This is a genomic window from Candidatus Endomicrobium procryptotermitis (genome assembly GCA_031279415.1).
GTDB lineage: Bacteria > Elusimicrobiota > Endomicrobiia > Endomicrobiales > Endomicrobiaceae > Endomicrobium_B > Endomicrobium_B procryptotermitis.
Window position 1 is genome coordinate 1 of record JAITIP010000012.1, and the last position, 2,861, is coordinate 2,861.

1 protein-coding gene is annotated in these 2,861 nt (G+C 36.6%); it reads left to right on the plus strand.

Annotation, left to right across the window (positions count from 1 at the left end):
* The first annotated feature begins 510 nt into the window (after positions 1-510).
* Positions 511-2,607 carry a glutamine synthetase III gene (locus LBD46_02005; GenBank protein MDR2425949.1) on the plus strand — a complete coding sequence of 699 codons (2,097 nt, stop codon included), beginning with the start codon at positions 511-513 and terminating at the stop codon, positions 2,605-2,607.
* Positions 2,608-2,861: the final 254 nt, after the last annotated feature.

Below are 2,861 nucleotides of genomic sequence, written 5' to 3' on the forward strand. Positions count from 1 at the left end.
ATATTCTTTTTCTTGCTTCATCTCTTTGCCTTCTCACCGCATTTTTTTTAGCCGTCTCCAACATCAGCTTCGCAAAATCGTCCATCCTCATATTTACAGCGGCTTTTCATCTGATTTCCGCTTAGTGTCGTTTGTTCATGTGTCTAAGTCTCTTGTATATTTATGTGAAAGCAAAATATATTAGCATATTTTTTATAATCTTTTTTTAATTTATAGTGTCAATATATAATTGCTATTTTTGTGAGCTTTAACAAAATACTTGACAAAGTTTTGATAAGTTTGTAAATTAATTAAAATTAATAAAAAATCGGCAAAGGTGCTGAGGAAAAATTATCCTTAGCACCTTTATTTTTTCATTTTTATATTTATGTTATTGCGTTTTTTAATAAAATCTAAAGTAAAAATTATAAAATAACATGATTTTTATGAAAATTGACATTTATATAATATTATGTTATTTTATACGAAAAAATATCAGGGAAGTCCATTCCCTAAAAAAGGAGAGCACCAATGCAGTCGATTCATGATTTTTACGGTGAATTAGTGTTCACTAAAAAAGTGATGGAACAGAAGTTAAGTAAAAACGTTTACAAAAAGCTTGCGGCGGCCGTTGACAATCTTGAACCTCTTGACCAGTCTATAGCGGCAGAAGTGGCACATGCCATGAAAGAATGGGCTATAGAAAACGGCGCAACACATTTTACTCATTGGTTTCAGCCTCAAAGAGGTGGTACGGCTCAAAAACATGATTCTTTTATAACTTATGGGGATAATGGCGAAATAATAGAAAGGTTTTCTGCCTCACAGTTGGTACAATCGGAACCTGACGCTTCTTCTTTCCCATCAGGAGGCATACGCTCCACTTTTGAAGCAAGAGGTTATACAGCGTGGGATCCAACTTCTCCGGCTTTTCTTCTTGAAGCAGGAAAAACGAAGACTTTGGTAATACCATCGGTTTTTCTCTCATGGACAGGCGAAGTTTTAGATCTTAAAACTCCTCTTTTGCGTTCGATAAGCGCTTTGAATGAAAAAGCCATAGAGCTTCAGAAACTTCTCGGCAATAAAAATGCAAAACAGATAAAGGTTTTTGTCGGTGTTGAGCAGGAATATTTTCTGCTTTCAAAGAAATTGGTAGAGTCAAGGCCTGACATCACTGTAACAGGCAGAACTCTTTTCGGCAATACCCCTGCAAAAGGACAGCAGCTTGAAGATCATTATTTTGGAAATATTAAAGGCAACATTCTCGAATTTATGGAAGATTTAGACCATGAATTGTACCGCAACGGAATCCCAATAAAAACAAGACATAATGAAGTTGCGCCAAACCAGTTCGAACTTGCTCCGCTTCACGAAGAAGAAAATTTGGCTATTGACAACAATCTCAAAGCTATGGAAATTCTGAAAAAAGTGGCAGATAAACACGGCATGACAGCGCTTCTTCACGAAAAACCTTTTGCGGGAGTAAACGGTTCTGGTAAACATTTCAACTGGTCAATCGGCGACAATACGGGAATAAATTATTTTGAGCCTTCAAAGTCCCCTATCAAAAACATCACTTTTCTTCTTACTATCAGCGCAGTGCTTTTAGGCGTGAAAAAGTTTGGCGGAATTTTAAGAGCTTCTGTAGCGGACGCAGGCAACGACCATAGGCTAGGAGCAAATGAAGCTCCTCCGGCAATTATGTCCGTTTATCTCGGAGAATTGGTAAACGATGTTTTGGATTCGATAGAAAAAACAGGTTCTATAAATGAAAAAGAAGTAAACGAAATAACGTTAGGCGTACAGAATCTTCCAAAAGTAAATAAAGATTATTCAGATAGAAACAGGACTTCCCCCGTAGCTTTCACCGGTAACAAATTTGAATTCAGAGCTTTGGGTTCTTCGGCCAATCCTGCGGATGCAGGAACGGCTTTAAATCTTCTGGCGACATATGGTTTTGATGAAATAATTCGAAGAATTTTAGCCAAAAAAGGATCCGACGTAAAACAAACTGCTCTTGAGGTAACAAAAGAGATAATAACGGAAACAAAAGAAGTAAGATTTGAAGAGAACGGCTATTCGCAAGAATGGCATAAAGAAGCTGAAAAAAGAGGACTGCCTAATGCCAAGACTACTCCAGCGGCTTTGCAGTTTTTTCTTAAAGATGACGTAATCGCAGCTTTTGAAAAGTATAAAATATTTTCAAAAAGAGAACTCGAATCAAAAATTGAAATAAAGTTAGAAAATTATATAAAAATAAAAGATATAGAATACAAATATGCGATAAAAGTCGTAAACACTTTACTTTTGCCTGCCGTGCTTAAACAAATAAAAGTTTTGGCAAAAGCCGACAAGTCACTTGAAAAATTAAATATCAAATCGGATTCTTTCCCTAAAGAAATCGAAATGCTCGTCAAGATATATGACGATGTTCGGGCTTTAACCGCAAAGCTCGACAAATTTCTTGCTTATGAACATGGCGGAATTTCCGAAACGGCTCAAGCTTTCGCTTCCGAAGGCGCTGACCTTCTTTCTAAAATCAGAGGGAAAGTTGACACTGCAGAAGATTTGGTCGCAGACGAATACTGGCCGCTTGCAAGTTATCAAAAGCTTTTGAACGCTTTTTAAAAAATATTCTCTCTTGCACAGAGAAGGAAGCAGTCCGCATTTGCCAAAAGCGGACTGCTTTTTTATATAAAGTAAATATGGCATTTATAACGACGTAATCTAAATTTGTTATAATGATTTTATAATAAAAGAGAAGGAAATCAGATGAAAAGCCGCTGTAAATATGAGGATGGACGATTTTGCGAAGCTGATGTTGGAGACGGCTAAAAAAAATGCGGTGAGAAGGCAAAGAGATGAAGCAAGAAAAAGAATAT